Source organism: Paenibacillus vortex V453, from assembly GCF_000193415.1.
GTDB classification, from domain to species: Bacteria; Bacillota; Bacilli; order Paenibacillales; family Paenibacillaceae; genus Paenibacillus_AQ; species Paenibacillus_AQ glucanolyticus.
Genome location: NZ_ADHJ01000037.1, coordinates 368,170 through 390,513, shown reverse-complemented (window position 1 = coordinate 390,513; position 22,344 = coordinate 368,170). Strand labels below are relative to the sequence as shown.

General features: G+C 48.2%; 16 protein-coding genes and 2 pseudogenes. 12 read left to right on the top strand and 6 right to left on the bottom strand.

Going from position 1 to position 22,344, the window contains the following annotated elements; genetic code table 11:
• Nucleotides 1-24: 24 nt before the first annotated feature.
• From PVOR_RS19590 to PVOR_RS19580, 3 genes are all read left to right on the top strand, one after another.
• Nucleotides 25-1,029, top strand: coding sequence for a Gfo/Idh/MocA family protein (locus tag PVOR_RS19590; protein ID WP_006211191.1), 1,005 nt, complete (start codon nt 25-27; stop codon nt 1,027-1,029).
• A gap of 196 nt (nt 1,030-1,225) precedes the next feature.
• Nucleotides 1,226-2,500, top strand: coding sequence for an MFS transporter (locus PVOR_RS19585; protein ID WP_006211190.1), 1,275 nt, complete (start codon nt 1,226-1,228; stop codon nt 2,498-2,500).
• Between the two features lie 93 nt (nt 2,501-2,593).
• On the top strand, nt 2,594-3,145 hold the full coding sequence (locus tag PVOR_RS19580) for a winged helix-turn-helix domain-containing protein (protein WP_152826478.1): 552 nt from the start codon (nt 2,594-2,596) through the stop codon (nt 3,143-3,145).
• Nucleotides 3,146-3,211: 66 nt separating this feature from the next.
• Here the strand turns inward: PVOR_RS19580 and PVOR_RS19575 are convergent, their stop codons facing one another.
• Entirely contained in the window at nt 3,212-3,775 is a 564-nt protein-coding gene (locus PVOR_RS19575) for a TraR/DksA C4-type zinc finger protein (protein ID WP_006211188.1), read from the bottom strand.
• A gap of 235 nt (nt 3,776-4,010) precedes the next feature.
• Between PVOR_RS19575 and PVOR_RS29335 the strand changes: the two are divergent.
• Nucleotides 4,011-4,389: pseudogene (locus PVOR_RS29335) on the top strand (DivIVA domain-containing protein).
• Nucleotides 4,390-4,473: 84 nt separating this feature from the next.
• Here PVOR_RS29335 and PVOR_RS29800 read toward each other — a convergent pair.
• A complete protein-coding gene (locus tag PVOR_RS29800; protein WP_234973024.1) occupies nt 4,474-5,106 on the bottom strand; it encodes a cupin domain-containing protein in 633 nt (210 codons plus the stop codon).
• A gap of 179 nt (nt 5,107-5,285) precedes the next feature.
• On the opposite strand from PVOR_RS29800, the gene PVOR_RS19565 reads away from it, so the two are divergent.
• From PVOR_RS19565 to PVOR_RS19550, 4 genes and pseudogenes are all read left to right on the top strand, one after another.
• A complete protein-coding gene (locus PVOR_RS19565) occupies nt 5,286-7,970 on the top strand; it encodes a CHASE3 domain-containing protein (RefSeq protein ID WP_006211185.1) in 2,685 nt (894 codons plus the stop codon).
• A 277-nt stretch (nt 7,971-8,247) separates the two neighbouring features.
• Nucleotides 8,248-9,135: a PRD domain-containing protein gene (locus tag PVOR_RS19560; protein WP_006211184.1), complete on the top strand. Its 888-nt coding sequence runs from the start codon at nt 8,248-8,250 to the stop codon at nt 9,133-9,135.
• Nucleotide 9,136: 1 nt separating this feature from the next.
• A pseudogene (locus PVOR_RS19555) lies at nt 9,137-9,635 on the top strand (PTS sugar transporter subunit IIA).
• A 408-nt stretch (nt 9,636-10,043) separates the two neighbouring features.
• The gene (locus tag PVOR_RS19550) at nt 10,044-11,519 is read left to right on the top strand and encodes a PTS transporter subunit EIIC (protein ID WP_040680746.1); all 1,476 of its coding nucleotides are present in this window, start codon (nt 10,044-10,046) and stop codon (nt 11,517-11,519) included.
• Nucleotides 11,520-11,609: 90 nt separating this feature from the next.
• Here the strand turns inward: PVOR_RS19550 and PVOR_RS19545 are convergent, their stop codons facing one another.
• Genes PVOR_RS19545 through PVOR_RS19535 form a run of 3 tightly spaced genes read right to left on the bottom strand, consistent with a single transcriptional unit; the run spans nt 11,610 to nt 15,258 of the window.
• Complete coding sequence (locus tag PVOR_RS19545; RefSeq protein ID WP_006211179.1) at nt 11,610-12,749, bottom strand: Ger(x)C family spore germination protein; 1,140 nt, start codon at nt 12,747-12,749, stop codon at nt 11,610-11,612.
• A complete protein-coding gene (locus PVOR_RS19540; protein ID WP_006211178.1) occupies nt 12,746-14,158 on the bottom strand; it encodes a spore germination protein in 1,413 nt (470 codons plus the stop codon). The genes PVOR_RS19545 and PVOR_RS19540 overlap by 4 nt, the downstream gene beginning before the upstream one ends.
• Nucleotides 14,155-15,258: a GerAB/ArcD/ProY family transporter gene (locus tag PVOR_RS19535; protein WP_006211177.1), complete on the bottom strand. Its 1,104-nt coding sequence runs from the start codon at nt 15,256-15,258 to the stop codon at nt 14,155-14,157. The genes PVOR_RS19540 and PVOR_RS19535 overlap by 4 nt, the downstream gene beginning before the upstream one ends.
• A gap of 200 nt (nt 15,259-15,458) precedes the next feature.
• On the opposite strand from PVOR_RS19535, the gene PVOR_RS19530 reads away from it, so the two are divergent.
• Nucleotides 15,459-16,835 carry an amino acid permease gene (locus PVOR_RS19530; protein ID WP_006211176.1) on the top strand — a complete coding sequence of 459 codons (1,377 nt, stop codon included), beginning with the start codon at nt 15,459-15,461 and terminating at the stop codon, nt 16,833-16,835.
• On the opposite strand, the gene PVOR_RS19525 is transcribed toward PVOR_RS19530, so the two are convergent.
• On the bottom strand, nt 16,832-17,470 hold the full coding sequence (locus PVOR_RS19525) for a LysE family transporter (protein WP_006211175.1): 639 nt from the start codon (nt 17,468-17,470) through the stop codon (nt 16,832-16,834). The genes PVOR_RS19530 and PVOR_RS19525 overlap by 4 nt on opposite strands.
• 247 nt (nt 17,471-17,717) lie before the next feature.
• Between PVOR_RS19525 and PVOR_RS19520 the strand changes: the two genes are divergently transcribed.
• The 3 genes from PVOR_RS19520 to PVOR_RS19510 all read left to right on the top strand — a co-directional run bounded on the left by PVOR_RS19520 (nt 17,718) and on the right by PVOR_RS19510 (nt 22,344).
• Nucleotides 17,718-18,227 (top strand): metallophosphoesterase family protein, encoded by a 510-nt coding sequence (locus PVOR_RS19520; RefSeq protein WP_040680790.1) that lies wholly within the window; start codon nt 17,718-17,720, stop codon nt 18,225-18,227.
• 115 nt (nt 18,228-18,342) lie between these two features.
• On the top strand, nt 18,343-19,245 hold the full coding sequence (locus tag PVOR_RS19515) for a DUF72 domain-containing protein (protein WP_040680789.1): 903 nt from the start codon (nt 18,343-18,345) through the stop codon (nt 19,243-19,245).
• Between the two features lie 222 nt (nt 19,246-19,467).
• Nucleotides 19,468-22,344, top strand: a complete 2,877-nt coding sequence (locus PVOR_RS19510; protein ID WP_006211172.1) for a 2-oxoglutarate dehydrogenase E1 component — start codon at nt 19,468-19,470, stop codon at nt 22,342-22,344.

The following is a 22,344-nucleotide window of genomic DNA, read 5'->3' as shown; positions in this document are numbered from 1 at the left end:
TATAGCCGAAGGAGGAATGACCTCGTGAGCAAAAAACTGCGCTTTGGGATTATGAGTACTGCTCGAATTGCAAGAAACTCCATGATACCCGGCATATTGAAATCGGAACGCTGTGAAGTCGGGGCGGTCGCAAGCCGCAATGCCGAAAAAGCAAGTGAGCTCGCGGAACGCTATCATATTGATAAATACTATGGTTCCTATGAGGAGCTTCTGGATGATCCGGACATTGATGCGGTGTATATTCCTCTACCGAATCACCTTCATAAACCCTGGACGATTAAAGCCGCACAGGCCGGAAAGCATATTCTGTGTGAAAAACCCGCAGCACTGACGGAGGAAGATGTTCGTGAAATGGCCGATGTTGCTCAAGCCAACAACGTGCTGTTCGCGGAAGCCTTTATGTACAGGTATCATCCCAAGCATGCGCGTGTGCGGGAAATCATCGAAAGCGGTGAAATCGGGCAGCTCCGCGGAATCCATGGATCTTTTACCTTCAACAATGCAGAGGATAAAGACAATGTGCGATACAGCAAGGATATGGGCGGAGGCTCGATATATGATGTGGGGTGTTATCCCATATCCGCTGCCCGGATGATTTACGGGCAGGAGCCTAAAGCCGTGACAGCCCATGCCTTTTTCTCGGAGGAGCACGACGGTGTAGACATGATGGTTCACGGGATGATGGAATTCGATCATGGATTGGGTCTGACATTTGATTGCGGGATGTGGACCTATTCCAGATGCTCGCTCGAAATCGCGGGTACAGAGGGAAGGATTGAGCTGCCTTCTGCCTTCGGATGGGAGAGAATGGAGGATATGTCTCAAATATTCGTTCATACCGCCAAGGGATCACGTGAAGAGAAGGTAGGCATCTATAATCACTTTGCTCTGCAGGCAGATGCAATGGCAGCAGCGGTGATGGATGGCGTTCCTTTACCGTACGGCCCGGATGACGCCATCAGCAACATCCGTGCGATTGAAGCTTGTCTCCGTGCAGCCAGTTCCTCATCGCGCGTGGAGATCAAATAGAACCGCAGCCAACTAAATAGGCCTTCAGAGTAATAAATCGCCGAAGCAGGCGGTTTATTTTTTTTGTCTATTGCATTTTCCTCCAAAATCGTTAAAATAAATTTAACGATAAAATAATTTTAACGTAAATATTATTTTAACAGGCGAAAAAATTTAACGTGCAGAATTATTTATTTTACGAAGAGGAGATAAGAAAATGCAAAATGCTGCTGTTGTGGAAAAGCAAGGCTTTGGTCAGCTCTTGAAGATTCGTCCGTACATGATTTATTTGTCTGCTCAGGCGATTACCCGATTTGGAGATTCACTGGATTCCATTGCATACAGCTGGATGGTCTACATGCTTACAGGCTCAGAGCTTTTAATGGGCACATTGTTCGCTTTTAACTTCTTGCCTGGATTGCTATTCAGTTTATTTACCGGGACCTATGTGGATCGCTGGCCGAAGAAGTTGGTCCTGATGCTGACCTACCTCAGCCGTGGCCTCATGGTATCGATAACCGCCATTTTATATGCACTGGGTTCACTCGAAGTATGGCATTTATTCGTGTTTACCTTCATTAATTCAACGCTCGAGTGTTTCTCGCGGCCCGCTGAGACGTCCATTGTGCCCAGGCTGCTTCCGAAGGAGAAGCTGCTGACAGGCAATTCATTCTCCTCTTCCATTAGCCGCAGCGCTGAACTGATCGGTTTATCCATTGCGGGAGCGCTCATCGCCCTGATTGGAATCTCGGGTACCATTCTGGTTGATGCCGTGACCTTTATCCTTGCAGCCATCATTGTCGGTTTTATGCCAAATCCGGATGCTGCTGACTTGGCTGAAGCAGGAATAACTCCTACACAGTCTGTGGAAGAGAAGAAGACAGTCCTTGGTGATATTAAAGAAGCTCTCCTGTTTGTTAAGCAGCATACACTGCTGTTGATAACAACCGTTCTCGCCATGATTAATAATTTTTGTCTGGCACCGCTAAATGTATTGCAGCCGGTTTATGTCAGAGAAACCTTGGGTGCGGGAGCGGGAGGATTGAGTGTGCTCGGAACGGCGCTGCTGATCGGCATGATCTGCAGCGGGTTATGGATCGGGCGCTTCGGCAAGAGCTTCAAAAAGAGTACCTTGATGATGTCAGGTTCGATACTGCTCGGAATCGGTTATTTTGCTTTGGGGATTCCAGGGCATATGCCTGCATTCCGGGTTGAGTCGGCTGCGGTGTGCATGTTCATTACAGGGTTTGCGGTTTCCATGCTGAATGCTCCGATATCCACTTATCTGATGGAAGTCACGCCTAGGCATATGCTCGGCAGGATTAGTGCCCTTATGGCGGTGTTATGTACGGCCGCAATTCCTGTGGGCAGTGTAATCACAGGCTTTGTGGCAGAGCATCAATCGCCTCCGGTGCTCTTTATGATGATGGGATTCATGATGATGCTGCCCGTGCTGTTTCTGATCCGAAAAAGAAGTTTCCGTGCCATCTAAACTTTGGGCTGTTTTTGTAATTTCGACATTCTCGGCCTATAATGAAAAGAAGTGAAAAATTAACGTGAAGCTGAGGTGTACGGTGTGGAAACGATGGAACTCACTACACTGGAAGAGATCAAAATATATTCAGATCCATATCGGCTCCAGATATTGAATGTATTGAACAGGATGGATCGTGCGGCAACGGTGAAGGAAGTAGCGGATAAGATCGGCGACGTGCCGGCTAAAGTTCATTATCATATGAAGAAATTGGAGAGAATCGGACTCGTTAAAATCGTATCCACGAAAGAGATCAATGGTATCATCGCTAAATATTATGAACCCTTTGCAGGCACAGTAAAGATCAAACGCGGAAAAAACTCCGAGGAGCCTGTCATTAAGGAATTAATTCGGTCGGAGACGAACAAACTATTATCCGAACTGTTCGATCAGAACAGGGACCGCTTCTTCAAGAACATGAGCAAAGATGACGAAACGACGTCCATGCTAACCAATACTTCGCTGTATATGAGTGAGGATGAGGCGCGTGAATTCTTTGTTGAACTGGACAAAATGCTGACCCCTTATAAAAAGAAACGCGGCGAAGGATATCACGAATACGAGTTCTTTGCTTCTAATATTCGGAATAAGGAAGAATCCTGAATCCGAAATAAAGCTGGTACCTAAGGGGCTTGGTACCAGCTTTGCCTTCTATTTTGCTGAACGGGTTCATACATTGTTCTTATAGTCATCTTGTCCAGGCTGAGTGGACATGCCGGGCGATGTGGAGGTTCCATAGTCTTCTACAGCCTCCCATGCACCGGCGTCGTCAAATCTTCCGTCTTCTCGTTGGCGGTTGACACCTGCTCCGGAGGGTGGCGGAGTTATAACATCTTCTTCAACCGGCCGATTATCGGATAGATCCTGTCTGGGAGAATGCTCGACACAGTAGGCGGTATAAGGTATGGCTTCCAGCCGCTCATAGGGAATTTCCTGTCCGCATTCTGCACAAGTACCGTATTGTCCCTGGTCCATTCGTTGTAATGCAGATCGAATCTGCTCCAGCTCGTCAGCAAGTGTTTCTTGAATGGCCAGGTCCCGCCCGCGTTCGAAGACCTCTGTTCCTACGTCGGCAGGATGGTTATCGGCAGCGCTCAGCTCACCCGTTGAATCGCGAAGCGAATTGTTCGTGTTGGTTCCCTCATGGGACTCGAGCTGCTGCTCTAATCGTTCCTGATCGCTGAGCAACCGTTGTCGAAGTTCATTGTATTGTTGTTTTGTTATGGAAGTCATATCAAAAGTCGCTCCTCTCTAGCTTAGCTCCATTAAAAGCTGCCCATGTATTTTCAATACCCGAAATGTGTTGGTAACAATCACATTTATTATGGGAATGGCGGCCTATCGCTTTTGGAACATTCTCCAAAAAAGCCCCGGAGTGTTTTAATCGCAGTGCTTAATATGATATAAACAAAGATAGAGAGAGAAGTCTTTAAAGACGGGCTGCGCCAATATTTGGAGGTAAATCATTATGGATGAACACATGAAACGCCGATTGGATAAACAGAAAAAGCTTTTTCGGCAACTAGGCATTCAACTGGACGCTTTGTCTATCCATGAAAAGAATTTTTCGAATAAGCTGCGGGGTTATGATCAGGAGGAAGTGGATTCCTTCCTGGACGAAGTCATTCAAGATTATGAGCGTTTTTACGCAACCATCTCAGATCTTATGGATAAATGGCAGGAGCAGCAGATCATTATTCGTGATCTTAGAGCCGGGGTTAAGCCAGAAGCAGAAACGTCCTGCGCTCAATCCGGAAGAGATTGAGGAAACCGTTGCAAAGCTCGAAGCTGATTTGCGTCTGCTGAAGAAGCAAATTCGCCCTGAACAAAGGTTTTATATTGACTAGAAGCAGTCAACAGGCAGGCATAAATTACACGCTCGGAATCATTACATAACAAGCGTCCTTATAACAAAACCACACATGGCCGACTCATCGGCTGTGTGTGGTTTTGTTGCTGTGGTTCGAAGCCATGATTAAGGGTGGAGCTGGAAGGGGGCTTTTTTGAACGACTGACTGCATTTTTTCTTGTATTGGAACAGAGGGGAGGATTGGCCCCGCTTGCGGTTGTGTGTGGACGTCATTGATTTGTAATGGGTCTGCTTCACGCAATGCATGAGACCATAACGGGGCAATGTCCATCTGGTGCGGATGCTCCGCGTTATACATGAATAGCAAAATCGTGTCAGGGGTGAGTGAGGTAACCCAGTGACACCAGCCAACCGGAGCATGTACCATCTGACCCGGCGAAACGTGTAATGCGTGAACCCGGTGGCTGCACGGATCAACCAGGGAATAGCTGATTTCTCCGTTAATAACATAGCATAATTCGTCGGTGTCCGGATGACCATGAGGGGAAAGCACCTTGCCGCGCCCTAGGTGGATTTCTGACACGAACATGCCTTTGAGCAGGGGCAACTCCTGAGATGACACATGGGCGTGTCCTTGACCGGTTATACGTTCGGCCTGCCTCCTCAGATGGAATACATGCCGGGTCAATGTAAATTCGCCGTAAGCGCCGTAGAGGTCATCATAAGAGCGGTCCTCCTTTTCTAAATGTGTCAATAGAAGCTGTACAGGGGTTGTTCTCTATACATATGCTTGGATTTTATAAATCTGACTGCCTACGACTAAAGTAGCATTGAGATCATGCAAAATGGTTTTGCTTGTAAACCATTTTCATAACAATTACTATGAGGATAGGAGCAGACCTATTCTGATAGAGAACAAGGGAGGTTAGCCACTTGTCTAACAACCTGAAAATCAATATCCGCAGCAAGATTGTAATCGGATATTTGTTGATACTGTTATGTCTTGGAGCTTTTCTCTGGATTGTATCGGACCGCATCTCTTCACTGCAGCAAGAGGCGGATTTTATAGAGGAGCATGATATCGAAGTACATAATTTGACGCACGAAATCGAGAAGGATTTGCTGGAGATGGAAACCGGTCAACGCGGGTATGTTATCACGGGTGACGAGACCTATCTGGAGCCGTTCAACCAAGCGTTGTCGTCCTGGCAAATTAAGTACAACAAGCTGTACCAGTTGGTAAGCGAAAGTTCTGAGCAAGCGAATCATTTGGACAATATCAAAGAGAATATCCAGGAATGGATTACCAATGCGGGCCAGCCTGCGGTTCAATTGAAACAGCTTGGACAAGATGAGGAAGCCCTTCATTTCTTCATCAACGATCCCGGGCAGCAAGCGATGAACTCCATTCACGAGTTGTTCCTCTCGTTCCGGGACACAGAACGTGAGCTGACAACAAGCAGGATTGACGACATGAAGGATAGCAACACCCAATTGCTGTATATGATGTATGCGTTGTGGGCCGGAGCAGCTCTGATTACGATCTGTGCGGCTTTGATTATTTCCAAGAGCATTGTAAGACCGATCTCTCAAGTAACCCATATCATCTCTGATATCGTTAAAGGCGGCAATATGTCCCAACGGATCCATGTGCGCTCCAACGATGAGGTGAGGCAGTTGGCTGATACAACCAACGAGCTGCTGGCACAGGTCGGGAGACAGAATTGGGCCAAGGATCATATTTCGATCATGTCCACTCTGCTTCAATCGTCTGATCGCGTGGAGACGGCCGTGCAATTTTTCATTCATAAGCTTGCTTTAATCATGAAGCTACCGTACGGAGCTGTTTTTATTAACCGGGACGGTTCAGAATTGGTAAAGGCCGCGGCTTTTGCTGACCCTGATGGTGAGCCCTGGAACAAGGTCAGGGACCGTTTCCTGCCAGGTGAAGGTTTAGTGGGTCAATGTATGCTGGAGCAGCGAATGATTATTCTGGACGATATCCCGCCGAACTATGTGCGGATAGAATCGGGTCTGGGTGATGCTGAGCCTACGACCTTGCTGCTTGCACCTGTGATGTTCGAGGGGCAAGTCCTTGGCGTAATTGAATTAGCCAAATTCAAACCCTTTGATGAACTGGAAATCCAGCTGCTCGAACAGCTTAATCAACAGCTTGGGGTTACGCTGAACTCGATTCGAAGTAAAATGGAGATCCAGCAGTTATATCACGAATCGCAGACCTTGAATGAGGAGCTGCAGAGTCAGACGGAAGAACTGCAGACACAGACGGAGGAGCTTCAAGCCCACTCGGTTGAGATGCATCTTCTGAATGAACGTCTGGGAGCCCAGAAGGAAGCGGCGTTAATAGCAGCCAGTGAACTGGAGAATTATGCGAAGGAGCTGGAGAAGAGCTCCAAGTATAAGTCTCAATTTCTGGCGAATATGTCCCATGAACTTCGGACACCGCTGAACAGCATGTTAATCCTGTCTCAGATTTTATCGGAGAATAAGCAGGGCAACCTGACAGAGGAAGAGCAGCATTATGCTTCTGTCATTCATAATTCAGGCAGTGAGCTGCTGAATTTAATCAATGATATTCTGGATCTGTCCAAAGTGGAAGCCGGTAAGTTGCAGATCGAGATGGACCTGGTAAATCTGACAGAGCTGCCGGAAGTGATGGAAGGGTATTTCTCCAAGAGTGCAGAGTCCAAAAATCTGGAGTTTGAAATTGAGATGGCGGAAGATCTGCCCGACATGATGTACAGCGATGGGATGAGGCTCCATCAAATTCTGCGCAACCTGCTCTCGAATGCCATCAAGTTCACAGAGAGCGGCAGCGTAAAACTGTCTGTAAAGAAAATGAATTCGATTGTCACTTCGGATTTCATCATCAGTGGAGAAGTCATTGCTTTTTCAGTGGAGGATACCGGTATCGGGATTGCAGCAGAGCATCTTCAACCGATCTTTGAAGCCTTCCAGCAGGGGGAAGAAACCACTGCCAGAAGATTCGGTGGAACGGGTCTCGGTTTATCCATATCGCTGCATCTTGCCAAGCTGCTGGGCGGATATATTACCGTCGAGAGCGAGGAAGGAAGCGGAAGTATCTTTGTCTTGTATTTGCCGCTCGTAACAGAGTATGGCGGAAGCGAAAGCTTATTTGTGCTGCCTGAGGTGGCCGCTGCCGCAAGCCATACGAGCTTGAGTGATATACGGATAGAGGAGTATGAGCTGGACGAGCTTAGCCAATTGGAACACAAAACGGTATTAATCGTGGACGACGATATCCGTAATGTGTATGGTTTGACCAATGCGCTGGAGAAACTCCAGATGACCGTGCATACAGCACAAAATGGTTATGAATGCCTGGAGGTGCTGAATAAACAATCCTCTATCAACGCGGTTTTGTTGGATCTGGTGATGCCCGAGATGGACGGAATCGAAACAATGAAACGGATTCGAGAGAATTCGGAGTGGTCCGACCTTCCCATTATCGTGATGAGTTCGAATGCCATGAGGGATAAGGATCAATTCCTTGCCGATGGTGCCAACGGTTATATTCATAAGCCGGTTCATATTCACGAGGTTATTGTCGCTCTTCAGAAATGGGTAGGGAATTAACGAATTCCGTTAATGGGCTTGGTGTGAATTCCCGCCTGGGATGTCCAGTTTCGAGTGTCAAATGTTGACGAATGCAAGCGGATTGTTTTATGATGGGGTTATAGCACTTACAAGAGACGGCGTGTTACCTTAGCAGGGCATGAGCCAAGAAGAGACAGCTTTCAAAGGGGTCTTTTCTTGGCTTTTTTCATGTTTGTGGGAATTTGCCTGGAGCTTATCTTCGGACATGAATCCTTCGGCTGTTCTCTGATTAAACTTAAAGGAAAGGGGGAAGTCAATGAGCGGGATCGAGTTGTTTACAGTTGTGCGTGTTATAGGTAATAATGTCGTGATGGTCAATGGCGGCAAAAAAGAATTGGAATACGTCATCCTCGGCAAAGGAATTGGCTTTGGAGCAAAAACAGGCGGCACGATCTCCTCGGACGATGAGCGGATTGAGAAGCTGTTCAGGCTCGAGGATCGGGAGCAGTGGAGTCAAGCTCACCATCTGCTGGAAGAATTCGATCCACTGGTGATGGAGATCACAGACCAGATACTCAATCTCATAGGACAGGAATTTCCGGGCACATTAAACGACAAGGTATATTTGGCTTTACCGAGCCATATCCAGTTTACGATCTACAGAATCCGTAAGGGTATGGATATTATAAACCCTTTCCTTGAAGAGACCCGAATCAGCTTCCCGAAAGAATATGATATCGCAGCCAAAGCAGCGGAAATCATCGGACAGACCTTTCACATCGAGGTTCCGGAGGACGAGATTGGTTTCTTGACCTATCATGTTTATTCTGCTGTCAGCCATGTGCCGGTAGGCCATCTGGTGAAGGCCTCGAATGTGGTGGGAAGTTTGGTGAAATATATAGAAGAGGAGCGGCAGACGACCTTTGACCGGGGGAGTATGGATTATGTCCGCCTTCTTATGCATTTGAGATTCTCCGTAGATCGTATGCTGAACCAGGAGATCCACGTGGATAATCCGTTCGCAGAACAGATTCGTACCAAGTTCACTTATGAGTACGGTATGGCTGCTCGTCTTGCGGCAATGATGGAGAAGGAACTCGGCAAGAAAGTACCGGAAGCGGAAATCTGCTTTCTAGCCATGCATTTATATCGGCTGTTCACAGGCCGACTACAGCAGAAGAATCAACCCAGGGAGGAATCATAATATGTTCGATCGTTGGAAGAAGAAAAAGACAGCAACAGCTATTCAAGTCACAGCTCCATTGTCAGGTAAAGCAGTACCCTTATCCCAAGTGCCGGATGAGGCGTTTGCTGCCGGGCATATGGGCCAAGGCATTGCCATCGAGCCTTCAGAGGGGAAATTAGTAGCCCCATTTGACGGTACGGTTGCCCATGTCATTAAATCGAAGCATGCCGTGATGCTGGAAGATCCGGCGACGAAGCTTACAGTATTTATTTCATATTGGGATTAATACGGTCGGTCTTAAGGGCGAAGGTTTTACCAGTCATGTTCAAGCTGGAGATCAGGTGAAGTCGGGTCAGACTCTCATTGAGTTCGACATGGCCGCTATCAAGGCCGCGGGTTATCCGACGATTACACCAATCATTGTGACTAATGCGGATGAAGTGGCTTCAAAGGTCGAAGGGCAGATTGGCGATGTCGTATCCGGGCAAGATCATGTCCTCACCATTGAATTGAAGTAGTGCAACATAATGAATCATGGATTGAAATATTGGATATTGACAAAACAGGAACACCTGAATTAAGATAACAGCAGAATTGAATAAGAGAACGGCGTGTTACCGCGTTTGTGGGCATGAGCCAAGGAAGACCATGACTATTTTTATTTAGTCACCGTCCTCCTTGGCTTTTTTTGTTGATATAGAATGCACATTGTTTTAGCAGGTCAGACCGAGTTCTATATCACAAGATAACGTACCTCTCTAGTCATCGTCGCTCTTTTTGAAGAATCTTCGATGAATACAAGAAACCCGCGAGGAGGAGGATTCTTTTTTTACCCGAATGGAGGGACGAAACAATTATATATTCGACGCATTATGTAAACGTTTTCAGTAGAAAGCTAAATTATTGAAGTTGAAAGGATGATTGACATGCTGGCTAAATTGCAAAAGCTGGGTAAGTCCCTTATGCTGCCCGTGGCTACACTTCCTGCGGCAGGTATCTTGCAGGGGCTTGGATTGATTGACTATCAAAAAGATATTCCTTTAGGGGCTTTCGGAGCTTTTCTGAATCAATATGTAACTCCGTTCATGACCTCCGGTGCCCTTGCGATTCTGGACAATTTGCCGTTCATCTTTGCGATTGGCGTTGCAATTGGTTTTGCTGGAGACGCCGTTGCGGCTCTGTCCGCTCTTATTGGGTACATGGTGCTTACCAAAGTTCTTGCACAAGTACCGCTGCAAATGCCGTTTATACCAGATGACGTGAAGTTGAATATGGGCGTTCTTGGCGGTTTCTTTGTTGGTCTGTGGTCCGCATACTTATATAATAAATTCCACAATATTAAAATGCCGGATTGGTTGGGCTTCTTTGCGGGTAAGCGCTTCGTTCCGATTATCACGGCAGCTTCCACGATGGTGCTTGCCGTGCTGATCGGTATGGTTTGGAGCCCGGTCCAAGATGGAATATCTGCTTTCGGCAACTGGGTTGTTGGTCTTGAAGGTATTGGATCGTTCATCTTCGGTATGGCTAACCGCCTGCTGATCCCTCTGGGCCTGCACCACGTATTAAACTCCATCGCCTGGTTCCAGATCGGAGATTACACGAATGCCGCGGGCGAAGTCGTTCACGGCGATCTGTGGCGATTCTTTGCGGGAGACCCGACGGCTGGTATGTTCATGTCCGGATTCTTTCCAATCATGATGTTTGCGATGCCGGCTGCGGCACTGGCCTTTATGCACACTGCTAAGCCGTCCAAACGCAAGTTAGTCGGATCGATATTCATCGGCTCAGCACTGGCGTCGTTCCTGACCGGTATCACCGAACCGCTTGAATTCGCGTTCATGTTCATAGCTCCATTATTATATGTGGTGCATGCATTCTTGACAGGTCTTTCCGGTCTGATCATGTATATGCTGGATGTACATTTGGGCTTTACGTTCTCTGCGGGTCTGATCGACTATCTGGTGAATCTGAAGCTGTCCACCAACGCTTGGCTTCTCCTTCCGGTAGGATTGGCTTTCGGTGTAGTTTACTATCTGCTGTTCAGAATCCTGATCGTCAAGCTGAACTTGAAGACGCCTGGACGCGAGGATGACGACGATTTGGATCTGTCCTCTGAGGACACTGGAACCGATGGCCAGTCTCCATCCGGTACAGTATCCAAAGAGTCCAAGGCGGCCAAGGTCCTGCAAAACATCGGCGGTGCCGATAATATTACCAGCATCGATGCTTGTATCACACGCCTGCGCCTTGTTGTTAAGGACGAGAAGGCCGTTAAAGATTCGGAATTGAAAAAATTAGGCGCATCCGGTGTCATGCGTCTGGGTCAGGGTGCGGTTCAGATCGTATTCGGACCGCAGGCAGAATCCATTAAAGACGACATCAAGGATATCATGAAAAAATAATTCAACAAGTAAAGAAGCAGGCCGGTCATTCAGCGGCCTGCTTCTTTTTTGCGTACATGGCAATGACCAATCCATCGCGGCTTCGGATGGTTACCGGTTCAGATTTTTACGTTGTCCCCAGAAGCGAAGATTGACATCGACCTCAAGCTCGCGAAGGGAAGCATCATGGATTTCTTTTTTCTGCTCGACTAATTTCTTCCATAGTTTGGGGTCGGTTCGATACAACTGAAGACATAACTCGTAGGGGTCGGCTTTTAGCAGAGCAGCCTTATGAAAGGTGGTATGCATCTCTTTCTTCAGCGTGGCTTCGGTTAACCGCTTCATCTCGCTGACACCAACCTTCTTGTACATATTCTGTACCGTCCCCGTTACGTTAAGTTTAATTCTGTAGGCCACGTCGTCGGGTTCGCGTATGATCTCAATCGAGGATTGAGGTTTCTCCAGGCTGATGCTCCCAATGGCTTCACCCTCCTCTTGCACGATGATGGAAGCGTGGGTGTGCGGGGAAGCCAACCAGCGGGTACCTAGCAGGTCGGAGCGGCTGAGCCAGCCCATCAGCTTCTGGTTTTTAATCATAAAGGCACCGCTGACCTCCAGAATCGGGTGCTGCTTCAGATTTTCAGACCAGTTTTGACTGGAGATATGAATGGACGGAAGGACAACTGTAGCCGCTCTTTCCCGGTAGAGCCGAATGAAATTGACGAATTGGATCGGGCGTATGAACGAGAACTGATCGTAGCTTTCTTTGGGTTCATGCAGCAGTGAATGAAGGGGAGAGAGTTGAAAGAATGGCGAGACGGTGAACAGGTCCTCCATGCTATCCTGAGTGCCGTATACCCATTTGGTATAACGGATTTCCTGGGAACGATTGGTCAGGTCAAACACTTGGGACATCTGATCAGGCTTTAATACGGCTTCCGTAAGCACCAATGCCGTGACATGTCCCCAGGAAACCCGCTGCTGACTCGACGTATACAGGTCGACCAATGCTCCGGCCAGTGTCGTTCCGGTACCTCTCCCGACCCAGATGGGTGCTTTCTCCGTTTGTTTGCCGCTTTCTTGCTTGGCAATTGTAGCGAAGTCAAGCATCTGCACATAGATGATATAATTCCCGTCTTTATAATCGACACCCAGTGCAGTGATGTAGTTGATATCCTGTACTTCTTTGTTGTCCCAGCACCCTGTGAGCAAAAAAGACAATATACCTACAAGCATCAAGACCCGTCTCATAATGCCCCGCCTTTTTTTCGCTTACCCGGAAACCTCATGAGATTGCGAATGATCTTGGACAGGGAGAAGGGGGAGAAGGGAGCGAGAAAGGGCTGTCCGAACGGATTATGGTTGGCCGCATACTGCACCATCAAGAATATCGCGATAAAAAAACCGAATAATCCGAATACCGAAGAGAAAGCAAGCACAAAAAAACGCAAAATCGTCTGGGTTACCACAAAGTCCTGATTGGAGTGGGTCGAACCGGCCACAAAGGCCAATGCACCGACTACGGTCATTGTAGGCGAGAAGAATCCCCCTCGAATGGCGGCATCGCCGATAATAATACCGGACACAACCGTGATGGTGGATGCGATAGGAGAAGGCATCTGCATGCCGGCCTCCCGCAGCAGGGTGAGCAGAAACAGGATGACCAGCATTTCGATTCCGGTCGGAATAGGAAGTCCGAGCCGGGTGTTGGCCACCGTTGCCAGCAGCGGAAAAGGGATCTGATCCTGGTGGAACGACATCAGTGTAATATAGAAACCCGGAAGCAGGATGGATATCAGGAAGCCCACAAGCCTAAGGATTCTCCATGGAAATACAAAATAAAATGGCATTTGCGGGTCCTCGGCAGCAAACAGGAGCTGCATAAAGCTGGCAGGTGCAATCAATACCACGGGACTTCCCTGCATAATAATGATCAATCTGCCGCGCGTTAAAGAATCGTATGCGAGATCCGTCCGTCCCGTATAATCAAACATCGGCAGTACCGTAAATCGGTAGGGTGTTATATGTTCAGCGAGTTCACCGATGCCCACCGGTGAATCACCGGAGTAATGATTCAGTCTCTCTTCGACTTCCTTCACCGTTTCCGGTATAACCTTGTCCTTCAAATACATGATGCCTACGGAGGTTTTGCTCCGGTCACCCAGCTTGAAGGAGGTGTAGACAAGATCCGGAGATTTCAGGCGTTTGCGAATGAGGGACACGTTGACGTCCAGTTCCTCCACAAATCCGTCTCGCGGCCCCTTAATCGAAGTTTCCGATGCCGTTTCTTCGGGTACTCGTCCGATTCTTTTGCAGGCACTATAGGAGAATAACTTGTTATCCTTGGGGAAATACAGCGCAACATAGCCTGAGAAAACAATGTCATCAATGGATTCAGCGCTGGCCTCAATGGAGTCAAGAGTAAGATAGTATTCGAGATGTCCCGGATCAAACTCATGTTTTTGCGTAACGGAAATATTCCATTCCTTACTGATGACGGGCAGCAGGATTTTGGACATCAGCTGGGAGTCGCACATCATCGGACTGTATATCATAAGAGCCCATGGTTGTGCCGCGCCTTCCATCCCAGGATAAGACGAAATATAGATGTCATCGGAATCGGCATAACGTTCTCGGAGCTGCTGCTCGGTAATGGTCATGGTTGAGATTCTCCTTTCGCTGTAATGGAATTCGCTTGCTGCTGCTTGTGGATTAAGAAAAACATCAGCAGACATAACACGGTAAGATACACGGCGGATACAGGCATAAAATAATCAGCCATCGCATAATACATTTTCAGATTGCTGATTGGTGAGGCGCACAGGATGATAAGCAGCGTGGAAATGGCTAACACGCCGGTTCTCCGCTTGGTTTTGGGCAGCAGCGCTTCACATAGCAAATAGATGCAGATCGATATAGAGACATAAGCTCCGCTCAGCCACTGGAATATGGAAAAGAAATCAACATGCTCCACGAATTTTCCGAGCTTGACGAGCCGCCACTGTTCATAAGCCGGATACCGCTGCAGCTTCATTTCTTCCGGACCGAATTCGGCAATGCCTCCGATCGTTGGACCAAACGTTAAAAAGATGAAGATCAGATGGATGAGCAGAACCGTAACAAAACGCGGCTTTTTCTGAAGGTGGGGACGGAGAAACAGGATTAAGAAAATTTGCGAAAGCCCGCCGAACATGACAGGGATTCCGCTAAGTATAGGCATGAACCCATCTTCCAGAATGGGCAGCAGATAATTGTAATTTTTGACCTTCAGGTTGGCTATGGATACGAATATTCCCAGTAAGACAACAAAAGGAAGTAATATCCCTGCAGAAACCCCAATGGTTTTGATGCCATGATTCACGCTGACGAGGCATAGTAACATGAGGACCAATGTGGTTGCGATGACCGGCGTTTGGATCATGTAGGTGGATTTGGTCCAGTCGATCACTTCCTTCAATGTATAAAATGAAAAGGAGAAAAAATACAATCCGGACATGCCCATCACGATGATGCGAGCCCATTTTCCGCTGCTTTCGTCTAATGCCTGCGTTAATGTGCGGTCGCCGATTTTCTTGATAATTCCGTATATAAGCAGAATCCAGGGCATGAACAAGAACGCTGACAAGAGAATTGTAATCCAGGCATCCCGGCCTGACTTTTCAAGCAGGACAGGAATAATCATGACATGGTTGGTCAAACCGGCAGTCAACATCATAATCATGAATACTTGATTCGTTGGAATACCGCGAGCAACGGACATGTTATTCGATCCCCCATTTCACTTTCTTCAGCTTAGAGTTCTCGGGGAACAGCCAAAATATGCGAGGATATCCAGTGAAAGGTGCAATGCAATACAAATAGGGATTATAAGGACAGACACCTGGTACATAATGCATGGAGATTCCCTTCATAATAAGGAAAGTTTTGAAGTACTTATTATGAAGTCTGGAGGATAAGACCGTGAACAGAGGGGCGAAGTCGAAGGAAGGGAACTTGAAATGGTGGCAGCTGTCGCTGCTCGGGGTGGCATCCACCATCGGTACAGGCTATTTTCTCGGATCTGCACTTGGCATTAGATTGGGTGGGCCTGCATTTCTTCTATCTATTATATTGGCAGCGGCAGCGACCTATTTTGTATTCGATGTGCTGGCGAAGATGACGGCCGAAGACCCGCAGAAGGGCTCATTCCGAACCTATGCCAAAAAAGCCTTCGGCCGGTGGGCAGGCTTCTCGACAGGCTGGATGTATTGGTGCTCGGAGGTATTGATCATGGGAAGTCAAATGACGGCCCTCGCTATTTTTTCACGCTTCTGGTTTCCGTCCGTTCCGATGTGGATATTTGCCTCTGGATACGCGGTGCTTGGGCTGATTGTCATATGGCTTGGTAACAAAGGGTTTGACAGGCTGGAGAATGTACTTGCGGTTATAAAGGTAGCTGCTATTGTTATGTTCCTGATCATTGCGGGGGCCGCATGGATGGGATGGCTAAAAGGCGGGACAAAGCCGCACTTTCCGGGAAGTTTGAATGCTTTTTTCCCTGCGGGAGGAAAGGGTGTGTGGTCTTCCCTGATTTTTGCATTCTACGCCTTCGGCGGTATTGAAGTAATGGGCATGATGGCCGTACGTCTGAAAAATCCAAAGGAAGCACCCAAGTCGGGTAAAGTGATGATCATCTTGCTGTCGATTGTATACGTTCTATCAATTGGACTGGCGGTCATGATGGTTGCCTGGAATCAATTCTCTACGACCAAGAGTCCGTTTGTTGTCGCACTGAGCTCCTATCAGCTGCCGTTCATCCCGCATATTTTTAATGCTGTATTAATTGTGGCCGGTTTCTCGACGATGGTTGCCTCGCTCTATGCAATCACAACGATGCTCGTGACCTTATCAGAGGATCATGACGCGCCCAAGATCTTTGCAGCCAAAAAGTTTCATCGGCAGGCTCCGGTCTATGCGCTTTCCCTTACAGCAGGAGGTCTGATTCTCTCCATCGTCCTGTCACTGCTCATTCCTGGCAAGATCTATGAATATTTGACGACCGCAGCCGGTCTCATGCTATTGTACAACTGGCTGTTTATCCTTATATCTGCAGGCAAAATAGTACAGCTTACGATGTGGGGGCAGATCAAAAGATACACCGGCATGCTGCTCATTGTATCTGCGGTAAGCGGAACAGCAATGCATCCCACGAGCCGAACAGGGCTCTTGATCAGTCTAGGCTTCCTTGTTATCATCGGTCTGGTTGTCCTATGTATGCGTCCAATATGGAAGAAATCCGGCAGCGGTCAAGGGAAAACGCTCAACAAATCCAAATTGAATCCGAAGCCCGCCCGTTAAAACACGAGGGGATAGAGCAGGGTTAATGCCCGAATGCCGAAATAGATACCGAAGGCAATGAGGGATACGCCAGATATAATGGAAATGATGGAGAGTCCTCTCTGGCTTAAATATTTCCGGAAGAAGCTCCCGAGTGCTGCCATGAACAAATCCCATACAACAACCCCTGCAATGACCGCAAGGCTGTACAGAAAAATATGACCGGAGCTGTTATCGTCCGCAGCGGCCTTAACAAGAATGGAACCATAGATGCCAAGCCAGAACAGGATTGTCATGGGATTGGATACCGACATAATAAAGCCGGAGAACATGGTTTTGGGAATGGAGTCTTCACTGCGCGCGCTGCTGATTGTAATTTTACTGGCATTCATGATGCTTTCAAATCCCGTATAGATCAGCACAAAGGCACCAAACAGCCACAGAAAGGTCTGCATAAACGGAGTGCTCAGGAAGTGGACGACGCCCAGGTACACCAGAATCATGTAAAGAATATCAGCAAACACAGCGCCGACGCCAAACATCCAGGAGTGCCAAAAACCGTTCTTAATGCCTTTATCAAGCTGAGCAGCATTGATTGGGCCAATCGGTGCAGACAGAGAGAGCCCCAGAATCATGTAGCTTAGAAAAACACTCATTGTTATCCCACCTTACCCTGATTGAATGGAACGAAGCATGACTCGTACAAGCATGCTCGTACATTGTATTCAGCTTCGGGGCAAACTAAAACTGTGAATTGGAAAATGTTTTCTGTTCATCCTCCCCTTAGAGCCGCGCAGCTTCAGCGCGGTTTTATTTGAATCCAAATATTTGGTAGGATATATAATAGTGCCCGCAGCAAAGCTGCTTGCATCTGATGTGAACAAGAAGGGGCTGCTGCACAGGATGAGTCATCCTTTTCGAATTACGGTATTATCAGACACCCATATGCCCAAAAAGGCGAAGGAGCTTCCAGCTCGGCTGTTAGAAGATCTTAGGCATTCGGATCTGATCATCCATGCAGGGGATTGGTCCAAGTGGGAGCTCTACGAGTTGCTGAGCCAGTATGCTCCGGTTGAGGGCGTTGCCGGCAATGTTGACGATGAGGTGATTATAGATCGCTTAGGATACCACAGGATTGTCCTCGCCGAGGGAAAACGAATCGGTATTGTGCATGGACACGGTCAAGGGGGGACGACGCCATCACGTGCAAGAAAGACATTCCATGATAGCGAGGTGGATTGCATAGTGTTCGGTCACTCCCATATTCCTTTCCTAGAAAATGTACAAGGCGTGCTGATGTTTAATCCGGGATCGGCAACTGACAAACGCAGACAGCCCCGGTATTCGTATGGACGGCTTCTTATCCAGGACGAAACCCTGGAGGCACGCCATATCTTTTACGATCAGAAGTAGGTGCCTGCAGGCATTGGAAAAATCAGTATGGGGCTGCTTGCTTTTGAAATCGCCGGGTTGAGGTTAATTAATAGAAGTCCCCGATATGGTAAATCATGTTGATGAGAGGATTGTTATGTTAAAGGAAGAAAAGCTTGAGAAACGGATTCAGATGGGGCTGTCCGGCTGGGGAGACCATGACAAGTTGTACGATGAAGGGGCAAGGGCTGCCGATAAGCTGGAAATGTACAGCAGGCATTTTCCGATTGTGGAGATGGACAATTCGTTCTATGCCATTCCTTCAGCAGAACAGATGAGTAAATGGGCAGCCGCGGTCCCGGACCATTTCGGTTTTATTGTAAAGGCCTATCAAGGCATGACGGGTCACGCGCGCGGCCAAGGCAAAGACAGGTACCCGAATGTAAAAATGATGTTTGAGCATCTGCTCGCTTCGGTTGAAGAACTGCGATTGGCGGGAAAGTTAAGGGCGGTTCTCTTTCAATACCCGCCATGGTTTGGGTGCGAACGCAAACACGTGGAAATCCTGAAGCGCACCCGGGAGTGGATGAAGGATGTTCCTGTAGCTCTGGAATTTCGGCATCAGAGCTGGTATGCGCCGGAATATCGCGAGAAGACGATGGAGCTTATGCGCAGTGAAGGTTGGATTCACAGCATAGCTGACGAGCCCCAGGCAGGTATCGGTTCTGTGCCCGTCGTGTTGGAGACATCGGATACCGGTGCCGTCATGATCCGAATGCATGGGCGCAATGCCGAGGGATGGCATTCCAGCGGTCAGCCCAACTGGCGTGAGGTGCGGTACTTGTACCGTTACAGCCTGGAGGAGCTCAATCAATGGAAGGGATGGATCGAAGAGCTGCTTGAGAAATCGGAGCAGTGCTGGATAATCTTCAATAACAATTCAGGAGGCGATGCTTCCGATAATGCGAAACAGCTTCTTCGCTTACTCGGAATGGACAGCGGACCCGAGCCGCTGAGGCAGATGAATTGGCTGGATGAGGATATTTTTACCGATAAATGACTTTAATTGTATGCTCATACAGATAAATGGTTAGCGAATGGACAAATCGTCAAAAAGTTGCCGCAAATTCATCTGTTTCCGAGATCATTATTATATATAAAGGGTATTTTCGGTAAGTAGGTCAAGTGTATTATAATGTAATCGTAAGAAAACGTTAATTTAATGTAAAACCAGAATTTCCGTCCATGAACAATCAAAATAATCTGACGGAGGGAGTCAGCGATGAAGACCCTTGACAGAATGACAGAGGGACCCTGGCAGAAATATCACGGTCCGAACTTGGGGTACATTCAAGATCAGTATGAGAAGTTTTTGCAAGACCCGCAATCTGTGGAGCCAGGATACCGTGAGCTGTTCGCCAGCTGGGGACCGCCTCCATCTTTGGAAAACAATGAAAAGAAAGCGGATTCGCAGGGACAAGGTGTAAGCTATGACCCGCAATTATTGAAAAAAGGGGTAGCTGCCGGCAAACTGGTGTGGAACATTAGAACCTATGGTCATCTTGCCGCCGACATTGATCCAATTGGAATTGGAAACGAAGCCGACACACGTCTGCTTCAACCAGAAAGCTACCAACTCAGCCAAGCGGATTTGGCAGCTCTGCCTGCAGATATCGTCTGGGAGGAGGCTCCTAGTGATATCAAGAACGGCTATGAGGCAATCCAGCGGCTGTTACAACTATATACAGGCTCTATTGCCTACGAATTCAGTCATGTGCATGATGAAGAAGAACGCAAGTGGCTTAATCAACAAGCGGAATCCGGCCGTTTCTTGTCTGACATAAGCGCTGATGAGCGCAAGGGACTTCTGAAAAAACTGCTGGAGGCCGAACAATTCGAGGAGTTCCTGCACCGTACGTTTGTAGGTGCGAAGCGCTTCTCCGTTGAAGGCAACGAAGCGCTTGTACCGCTTCTGGATGAGATTGTTCGTCAGATGGCTGAAGTGGACGTCAACTCGATCCTGGTGGGCATGGCGCACCGTGGACGCTTGAACGTCCTGGCTCATGTGCTGGGTAAGGATTACAGCAAGATTTTCTCGGAGTTCATGCACTCCCCGAATAAACATCTGGTGCCGTCCGAAGGCTCCATGGGCATTAACTACGGCTGGACAGGTGACGTGAAGTATCACTTGGGAGCTGACCGCTATCTGAAGAAGGATGAAGCACGCGAGATTCGCATTACGCTCGCGAATAACCCGAGTCACCTGGAATATGTCAATCCGGTGGTGGAGGGCTTTGCACGTGCGGCTCAGGAGGAACGCGGTGAAGCGGGATATCCGAAGCAGGACGTAAACAAAGCGCTGAGCATTCAGATCCATGGCGATTCCGCATTCCCTGGCGAAGGCATCGTGCCGGAAACCCTGAACTTCAACAAGCTGCCGGCATACCGTACGGGTGGATCGATTCACATTATCGTGAACAACCGTATCGGATTTACGACAGAGGGCAAGGATTCCAGATCGACCCATTATGCGAGTGACCTGGCTAAAGGATATGAAATTCCGATTATCCACGTGAACGCAGATGATCCGGAAGCATGTATTGCCGTTGCCCGACTTGCCAGCGACTATCGGAATAAGTTCAAGAAGAGCATTCTGATTGACCTGGTTGGCTACCGTAAATATGGGCATAACGAAACGGACGATCCGGAAACCACTCAACCGCTGATCTATCAGAAGGTTAAGAATCATCCAACCGTCAGCACGCTCTATATGAAGAAGCTGGTTGATGGAAACGTTCTGACCCAGGAGCAAGTGGACGAATTGAAGAATCGTGTTGTAGAGGTATTGAAGAATTCTTATGAGAGCGTAAAGTCGAAGGATCCTGTGGATCAGATCCTGCTAGGATTGAAACCGACCGATAGCAAATCGAAGAAGGAAGCTGCAACGAACGTATCTGCAGAGGTACTGCGCGGGATTAATCGCGAGCTTCTGCAATGGCCTGAAGGCTTTACGGTATATCCGAAGCTTCAACGCATCCTTGAGCGCCGCAGCAATTCCCTTGATGAAGGCGAGAAGGTGGATTGGGGTCATGCGGAGACGCTGGCTTTCGCTACGATTCTTGCGGATGGCAAGCCGATCCGGATTACCGGACAGGATGCGGAGCGGGCAACGTTCGCTCACCGTAACCTTGTGCTTCACGATGCGGTTAATGGAGAAACCTTCTGCCCGCTGCACCGCTTGCCGCAAGCCAAAGCTTCGTTCGCTATTCATAACAGCCCGCTGACAGAAGCAGCTGTTGTTGGATTCGAATACGGCTATAATGTATATTCTCCTGAGACCTTGGTTATCTGGGAAGCGCAATATGGTGATTTCACCAACTGTGCCCAGGTTATCATTGACCAGTTCATTACAGCTGGACGTTCGAAGTGGAGACAGAAGTCCAGCATGGTTATGCTGCTTCCTCACGGATATGAAGGAAATGGTCCTGAGCACTCCAGTGCAAGATTGGAACGCTTCCTCCAGCTGAGCGGAGAAGATAACTGGACGGTTGCGAATCTGACTTCTGCTGCTCAGTATTTCCATCTGCTTCGCAAGCAGGCGTCTTTGACTGAAACGGAAGATGCCCGTCCGCTGGTTGTCATGGCTCCGAAGAGCTTGATCCGCAACCCGCGTGTGGCATCACCGGTGAACGCATTCAGCGAAGGCGGCTTCCAGAAGGTTATGGAACAGCCTGGTCTTGGCCAATCACCGAAGAAGGTCGAACGCTTGGTGCTGTGCTCGGGGAAAGTTGCGATCGATCTGGAGGACGCGCTGGATAAGCAGAAGGATGAAGACCAATCATGGATTCATGTTCTTCGTGTGGAACAGCTGTATCCATTCCCTAAAGAGGAAATTTCCCGTGTTATGCAGAAATATCCGAACCTGAAGGAGATTCTATGGGTTCAGGAAGAACCTCAGAACATGGGCGGCTGGAGCTTCATGGAGCCGAGAATTCGTGAAATTGCACCTAAAGGCACAGAGGTCCGTTACAGCGGACGTCCTGAGCGTTCGAGCCCGGCTAGCGGATATCAGGATGTTCATGCTTATGAGCAACAGACCATCATTTCTTTTGCCCTTAATCGTAAAACTATAAATCAACAGATCTCATTGGGGAGGTAG